The 7,264-nt window shown below is 42.1% G+C and carries 6 protein-coding genes; 4 read left to right on the top strand and 2 right to left on the bottom strand.

What is annotated here, in order from left to right; all coding sequences use genetic code 11:
* Nucleotides 1–293: 293 nt before the first annotated feature.
* The 4 genes from JJE29_08715 to tsaD all read left to right on the top strand — a co-directional run bounded on the left by JJE29_08715 (nucleotide 294) and on the right by tsaD (nucleotide 4,739).
* A complete protein-coding gene (locus JJE29_08715) occupies nucleotides 294–1,496 on the top strand; it encodes an efflux RND transporter periplasmic adaptor subunit (GenBank protein MBK5252696.1) in 1,203 nt (400 codons plus the stop codon).
* Nucleotides 1,493–2,203 carry an ABC transporter ATP-binding protein gene (locus JJE29_08710; protein ID MBK5252695.1) on the top strand — a complete coding sequence of 237 codons (711 nt, stop codon included), beginning with the start codon at nucleotides 1,493–1,495 and terminating at the stop codon, nucleotides 2,201–2,203. The genes JJE29_08715 and JJE29_08710 overlap by 4 nt, the downstream gene beginning before the upstream one ends.
* Complete coding sequence (locus JJE29_08705; GenBank protein ID MBK5252694.1) at nucleotides 2,200–3,417, top strand: ABC transporter permease; 1,218 nt, start codon at nucleotides 2,200–2,202, stop codon at nucleotides 3,415–3,417. The genes JJE29_08710 and JJE29_08705 overlap by 4 nt, the downstream gene beginning before the upstream one ends.
* Before the next feature lie 278 nt (nucleotides 3,418–3,695).
* Entirely contained in the window at nucleotides 3,696–4,739 is a 1,044-nt protein-coding gene (gene tsaD / locus JJE29_08700) for a tRNA (adenosine(37)-N6)-threonylcarbamoyltransferase complex transferase subunit TsaD (protein MBK5252693.1), read from the top strand.
* 312 nt (nucleotides 4,740–5,051) lie between these two features.
* Here tsaD and acpP read toward each other — a convergent pair whose 3' ends face one another.
* Nucleotides 5,052–5,288: an acyl carrier protein gene (gene acpP / locus JJE29_08695; protein ID MBK5252692.1), complete on the bottom strand. Its 237-nt coding sequence runs from the start codon at nucleotides 5,286–5,288 to the stop codon at nucleotides 5,052–5,054.
* Between the two features lie 73 nt (nucleotides 5,289–5,361).
* The coding region (locus JJE29_08690) for an ABC-F family ATP-binding cassette domain-containing protein (GenBank protein MBK5252691.1) at nucleotides 5,362–7,264 on the bottom strand (1,903 nt) is incomplete at its 5' end.

The raw sequence follows: 7,264 nt of genomic DNA, 5'->3' as shown, positions 1-7,264 counted from the left end.
GAAAGTAGAAAGTAGAAAGTAGAAAGTAGAAAGTAGAAAGTAGAAAGTAGAAAGTAGAAAGTAGAAAGTAGAAAGTAGAAAGTAGAAAGTAGAAAGTAGAAAGTAGAAAGTAGAAAGTGGAAAGTGGAAAGTGGAAAGTGGAAAGTGGAAAGGAAAGACCAAAGATAAAGACCAAAGATAGAAAAAGCTGGCAGCATGCAGTGGGCAGCGATTAGCGTGCAGTGAACAGCAAAAAGCTCAAAGATAAAAGAATAGGAATGGACGAAAATTACTGCTATGAAACGAGGGGCAATATGAAAAAGAAAAAGGGTAAGAAATTTTGGGCTATAGTCGGAATTTTGGTTTTGTTGCCGGTAATCGGGTTTGCAATGCAAAAGGTTGCTGCGCAAAGGGTTATGGAGATGCCCCTTGTTGAGACATCACTAATCGAAAAAGGCTCTCTTTCATCCAACATATATACTTCAGGTATAGTAAGGGCAAAGAACAGCAGCACTGTGTCGGCTGAGTTATCGGGGCGGATATCTGCAATTAATTTTGAGGAAGGAGATTTAGTATCTAAGGGTGATGTGGTGGTATCTTTGGGCGCAGATGAGCTCAACTATGCTATTAAGGAGGCCGAATTGAATCTCGATTTGATAAAAAACAGGGAGTCTTCGGAATTGTCTTCAGCTAAAAGAGCCTATGAAGAGGCTAAAGAAGTTTTTGAGCGAAATGCCATCCTTTATGATGAGGGGGCGGTGAGCAAATCCGAATATGAGGCTTCTGAAAGGCTTTTTCTGGAACTTAGAAACGAGTACGAAAAGATTGGAACGGTTTCTGCCAAGCAAATCGAGCTTGAAGAATTGCGTCTAAATAAGCTTAGAGCTGATTTCGAAAAAACGGAAATAGTGTCCCCTGCTTCGGGAACATTGACAAATTTGCAAATAGAGGTGGGAGGATTTGCGGCATTGAATCAACCGCTTTTTACCATACAGGATTTTGATGAGCTTGAGGTTTTAACCCAAATAAGCGAGTATGACATATCGCGGCTTGAAATAGGACAAAAGGTTTTTGTGCGGGGACAGGGAAGCGAAGAGGCCTTTGATGGCAGGATTGACAGAATTGCCCCCGATGCTATGGTTTCAAGCAGTGGACAGGGTAGTGAAACGGTGGTTGAAGTGGTTGTTGAAATAACGGAGAAGACGGAGGTCTTCAAACCGAATTTTTCGGCAGAGCTTCAGATTTTGACAGGCAGTCTTGAAGATGCTTTGCTCATTCCCTATGAATCGGTTTATATAAAAAAGGGTGGAGAAAAGGTGGTTTATCTTCTTTTGGATGATAATTTGCTTGAGGAAGTGCCAATAAAATCGGGCATGGAAGGCGACCTATTGATGGAGATTATTCCACTTGACGGATCTAAGCTGGAAAACAAAAGAGCCGTACTTAATCCTACTGAAAACCTTAAGGACGGAATGAAGGTTCGCACAAATGATGCCCAGGAGGAGCAGACGCCATGATACGCATTGAGAATCTTTGCAAGGTGTATTCCATGGGAGACATAGAAGTGAAAGCCCTTATGGATGTTAATTTGAGGATTGATAATGGCGAATTTGTATCAGTTATGGGACCATCTGGATCAGGGAAATCTACACTCATGAATATATTGGGGTGTTTGGATAAGCCAACAAGCGGCAAGTTTTTTTTGGACGGCGAGGATGTGTCTGAGCTTGACGACAATGCATTGGCTGGAATACGCAACGGTAAGATAGGTTTTGTATTTCAATCATTCAATCTTTTGCCGAGGATGACAGCCCTGCATAATGTGGAGCTTCCAATGATTTATTCCGGCATAAGGGGTGAAAAACGAATCGAAATGGCAAAGGCGGCTCTTGAAAAGGTCAATCTTTCCGATCGGATTTTTCATCAACCCAACGAGCTTTCGGGAGGGCAAAGGCAGAGGGTGGCAATAGCCAGGAGTCTTGTGAATAATCCGTCCATAATTTTGGCGGATGAGCCTACTGGAAATCTTGATTCAAAGTCCGGCGAAGAAATCATGGATATTTTTAAGATCCTAAACGATGAAGGGGTAACGATACTCTTGGTTACGCATGAAAAAAACATAGCAGAGTACTCAAACCGCATAGTGGCATTTCACGACGGCAGAATAGTTGACGACCGCTCGAAAAAGATCCGCGTGAGCCTTGATAAGGGGGCGAAAGAGTGAATATTTTTGAGAGCGTGAGAGTGGCAATGAGCGCCATATGGAGCAATAAAATGAGGTCGATATTGACTATGCTAGGCATAATCATAGGGATTTCTTCGGTTATAACGGTATTCACTCTTGGCAAGGGTGGAAGGACCGCAATAGGACAAGAGTTTGAAAGCTTTGGAGTTGCAAGGGTTTATATGGGTATGAACTGGAAGGAAAATCCACAAAGCAAGGATGTTATGAACCATGCTGATATAGATGCATTGACTCGTACTTTTTCGGATGAAATACTTGCAATCTCACCGAGCTATACAACAAGCGGTGAAATCTCCATGAACCGCAAGAACGAAAACGTTTACATTTCCGGCGTAAATGAGCAATACAATAGAATTGAAAATAAGGAAATCATAAGAGGGCGATACCTTATAGAAAGCGATGTAAAGGCAATGCGTGAAGTGGCTTTGATTGACAGCGATATGGCCATGGAGCTTTTCGGGCGATTGGATGTTCTGGGGGAGAGAATAACTGTGCAGACGCGGAACCGAAACATTTCGCTCCTTATAGTAGGAATCTTCGAGGAAAAGAAGGGACTTATCAGCAATTTGGGATTGGACGAACAGCCCAAATATGTATATACCCCCATCAGCACGGTAGAAAAGATTTTCGGCTTGGGAGACAGGGTTTATGGAATAGATATGAATCTTAATCAGGATGTTGAAATACAGACGGTTCTAGGCCGCATGACAAGCATGGTTGAGAGAAGGCACAGAAACATGGGAGAGGGTATGTATAGGGGCTACAGCGCCGAAAGCGAGATGGAGTCAATTGGAAAGGTTACAGGCATAATAGCGGCTGTAGTGAGTTCCATCGCTGCAATTTCTCTCGTTGTCGGGGGGATAGGTGTTATGAATATTATGCTTGTGTCTGTTACCGAAAGGACGCGGGAAATCGGCATAAGGAAAGCCATTGGAGCCCGGCGAAGGGATATATTGCTTCAGTTTCTTGTTGAGGCTGTAATAATTTCGGGATTGGGAGGCATAATAGGAACTGCATTTGGGATTGGCATATCCTATGCAATTGCGGCGTTTATCAAGATTCCACCGGGGATATCGCTTAGCACAATTCTGATTGCGTGGCTTTTTTCGGCGGGGGTTGGAATTTTCTTTGGAATATATCCCGCCAACAAGGCCGCGAAGCTCGACCCTATAGATGCATTGAGATATGAGTAGGGAAAAGTGGAAAGTGGAAAGTGGAAAGTGGAAAGTGGAAAGTGGAAAGTGGAAAGTGGAAAGTGGAAAGTGGAAAGAAAAAACAAAGGCAAAAGATAAAGGCAAAAGATAAAGGCAAAAGATAAAAGACAGCGTGCAGCATGCAGCGGGCAGGAAAAGGGAAAAAGCAGTAGAATGTGAAACGAAAAACAGACTGCAGAACGGCGCAGTGAGAAGGCAAGGCTTGAGCCGTTATACGGGAAAATATTATAGCGACTTTTTGGGAGAGGTGATTGAGGATGAAGAAGGAAAAGGATGTACTTATACTTGGAATTGAGAGCAGCTGCGACGAGACTGCGGCTTCTGTAGTCAAAAACGGGAGGCATGTGCTTTCTAATGTGGTTCTTTCTCAGATAGATATACACAAACGTTTTGGAGGGGTGGTTCCTGAGGTTGCTTCGAGAAAGCATGTTGAGGCAATTTCGCAGGTTATAGATGAGGCGCTCAAGCTTTCAAAGGTAAAACTTGAGGATTTGGACGCAATTGGTTCCACATACGGACCGGGATTGGTAGGGGCCCTTCTTATAGGCCTTTCAACGGCCAAGGGACTGTCTTACGGGGCCGGAAAGCCTTTTGTGGCAGTAAACCACATCGAGGGACATATATGCGCCAATTTCATAGAACACAAACAACTTGAGCCTCCATTTGTGGGCTTGGTTGTATCAGGAGGACATACCCATTTGGTCAATGTTCTTGACTATGGGAAATACGAAATTCTCGGAAAAACACTGGACGATGCGGCGGGCGAGGCTTTCGACAAGATTTCCAGGGCACTGGGATTGGGATATCCGGGAGGGCCTTTGATTGACAAGGAGGCAATGCTTGGAAATCCTGAGGCAATTCATTTCCCGAGGGCGTATCTGAAGAAGGGAAGTCTTGATTTCAGCTTCAGCGGTCTTAAATCCGCGGTGTTAAATTACCTGAACGAATGCAAAATGAAAGACATCGAAATAAACAGAGCCGATGTGGCCGCAAGTTTTCAGGAGGCGGTGGTAGAGGTTCTCGTTGAAAAATCTATCATGGCGCTTAGCATTCAGAAATCAAACAGATTGGTTGTCTCAGGAGGAGTAGCTGCAAATTCAAGACTGAGGGCTTTGTTTAAAGAGAAGTCTGAGGAACTGGGTTTTGAATATTATTTTCCTTCTATGGCTCTTTGCACGGATAATGCAGCCATGGTGGCATCCGCAGCCTATTTTGATTTCAAAGCCGGAAATATTGCCGACCTATATGCAAATGCTGTGCCAAACTTAGCGTTGGGAAGCAAATACAAGGGCTCGAAATAGGATTATGTAAACCATTAAGAGGTTCGGAATTCAACACTGTCTTGTGGATAAAAGTGTGGACAATGTGGACAACTTTATTACAAGACGCTTAGAATATTCAAAAAAGGCAAAAGAGAACCCATGTTTTGTTAAAATTTCTGTGGAAAAGCTAAGAGTTATCCACAAAAATGCGATTAGCAATCTTTTCATAAAAATAATTGATTAAAAATAATCATCTCATAAAAATATAACTATACAGAAAAGTTTGAAAGTTTCGACAATATTCGCATAAAAATAAGGCCTGACATTAGTCAGGCCTTATTTTTATTAAAATTATGCTGAAATTTTTGAATTTACGTAATTGACGATGTCGCCGATGCTTTTGAAACCTTCGGCATCTTCATCTTCAATTTCAATATCAAATTCATCTTCTATGGCCATGATTACTTCAACTGCATCTAAAGAGTCTGCATCCAAATCGTCAATCATTGATGTTCCCATTTTGATGTCATCCGCATTGTCCAAAACAAGTTGCTCTACGACGATTTCCTTGATTCGATCAAATACCATTAGTATTCCTCCTTGAAATATGATTTCAATTATCAATTCAACATTTTAAATTGATTTTGCCTCAATGTCAATATCAAATTAAAGATTCCCATTTATCGTACAGATTTTTTATGGTTTTTTCCAATATTTCATAGCGGAGGGAAAGCTTCTGCATTTTTTCAAAGTCGCTTGAAACTTCGTCTATGCACATCATGTTTTCCAATTTGGTTTTCTCTTCCTCGGCCGCAGCGATTTCGGATTCAATATTTTGTAGGCGATTTTTTTCTTCGCGGAGCAGTTTTTCCTGCTCCTTCTGGCGCTTTCGATCATCCCTGATTTGGGTTTTAGTTTTTGTGGGGGCAGCATCTTCTTCGCGCAGCTCTTCAAGAAGCAGTTTCTTTTCGAGATAATCGTCATAGTTTCCCATGTAGGGTACAATTTTGTCCTCAGACATGTCGAATATTCGATCGCATACACGGTTTAAGAAGTATCTGTCATGGGAGATTGCAAGGAAGGTCCCTTCGTATGATGACAAGGCTTCTTCGAGAGCCTCTTTTGAGGGAATGTCCAAGTGGTTTGTTGGTTCGTCCAGAAGAAGCATATTCGATTTGGACTGCATGAGCTTAAGAAGCGAAATACGGCCCTTTTCTCCTCCGCTTAGTTTATCGATATTTTTAAAAACATCGTCTCCGTAGAAAAGAAAACTTCCTAGCATCGTCCTGATTTCCGTATTTGTAAGGTGGGGGTTCTCGGAGGCTATTTCTTCAAAGATGTTGTTTTCATCATTAAGCCCTTGCAGTTCCTGGTCATAATACCCGAAATGGACATTGTGTCCACGATTGATGCAACCTGTGTCCGGTTTGAGCTGTCCAAGCAGTATCTTAAATAGCGTTGTCTTTCCTATTCCGTTGGGTCCTATAAGGCCAACCTTGTCATTGCGGTATATGTCGAATTCTATGTTTTGAAAGATTGTGCGGCCCAAAAAGTTTTTAGAAAGGTTCTTTGCGAAAAGAACATCTTTTCCGCTTTTTATTTGAGTCTTAAATCTTATTGAGGCCTTGTCATTCATGAATTCGGGTTTTTCGATTTTTTCAATTTTATCGAGTTTTCTTTCTCTGCTTGCGGCTCTTTTTGCCAGTTTTTCAGTTCCGTGCTGCTTGAAGCGGCGAACTATTTCCTGTTGTTTTTCTATTTCGCTTTGGGTTTCAAGATATCTTTTCATCTGCATTTCCCGGAGGCTTTTTTTGAACATGACAAAGTCGGAATATTTTCCGTTGTGGGAAAGAAGATGCCTATTCTCAATTTCAAATATGCGATTTGCTACCTGATCTATGAAATACCGGTCATGGGAAATAAGGAGAACACTGTTTTCATAATTCTTGAGGTATCCCTCAAGCCAATTGATTGCACTTATGTCAAGATGGTTTGTAGGTTCGTCAAGCAGGAGTATGTCCGGTTTTGCAAGGAGCAGCCTTGCTATATTTAGTCTCGACTTCTGTCCACCGCTTAAGGTGTTAACCGGTTTGCCAAATTCGCTTTCCAGAAAGCCCAGACCTATAAGTACGCCACGGATTTCGCTTCTGTATCCGTATCCGTTCATTTCCTCGAAGGTTTCACGCAGGTTTGAATACTGCGCTAGAGTTTTTTCATAGTAAGGATCATGGTGATCCTTGAATGAGGATATCGAACGTTCCAACTCGTGAAGCATTTCTTCTGTATCCAAAAGGGACTTGAAAATTTCCGCGCATGCGGATTCTATCGTTAAAATATTATCAAAATCCGGTGTTTGCTCCAGGTATCCTAGGCGCATTTCCTTTGGGATGAAAAGTGTTCCGCCGTCAGATGGAAGCAGTCCCGTGAGCATTTTGAACAGGGTGCTTTTTCCTGAGCCGTTCTTGCCTATAAGCCCAACCTTGTCTCCTTTGTTTACTGTGAAGCTTATTTCTTCCAATATGGATTCAACGCCGAAACTTTTATTTAAATTTTTGGCTGATATT

The organism is Peptostreptococcaceae bacterium (genome assembly GCA_016649995.1).
Lineage (GTDB): Bacteria > Bacillota > Clostridia > Peptostreptococcales > BM714 > BM714.
This window is presented reverse-complemented; position numbering and strand designations above follow the sequence as displayed.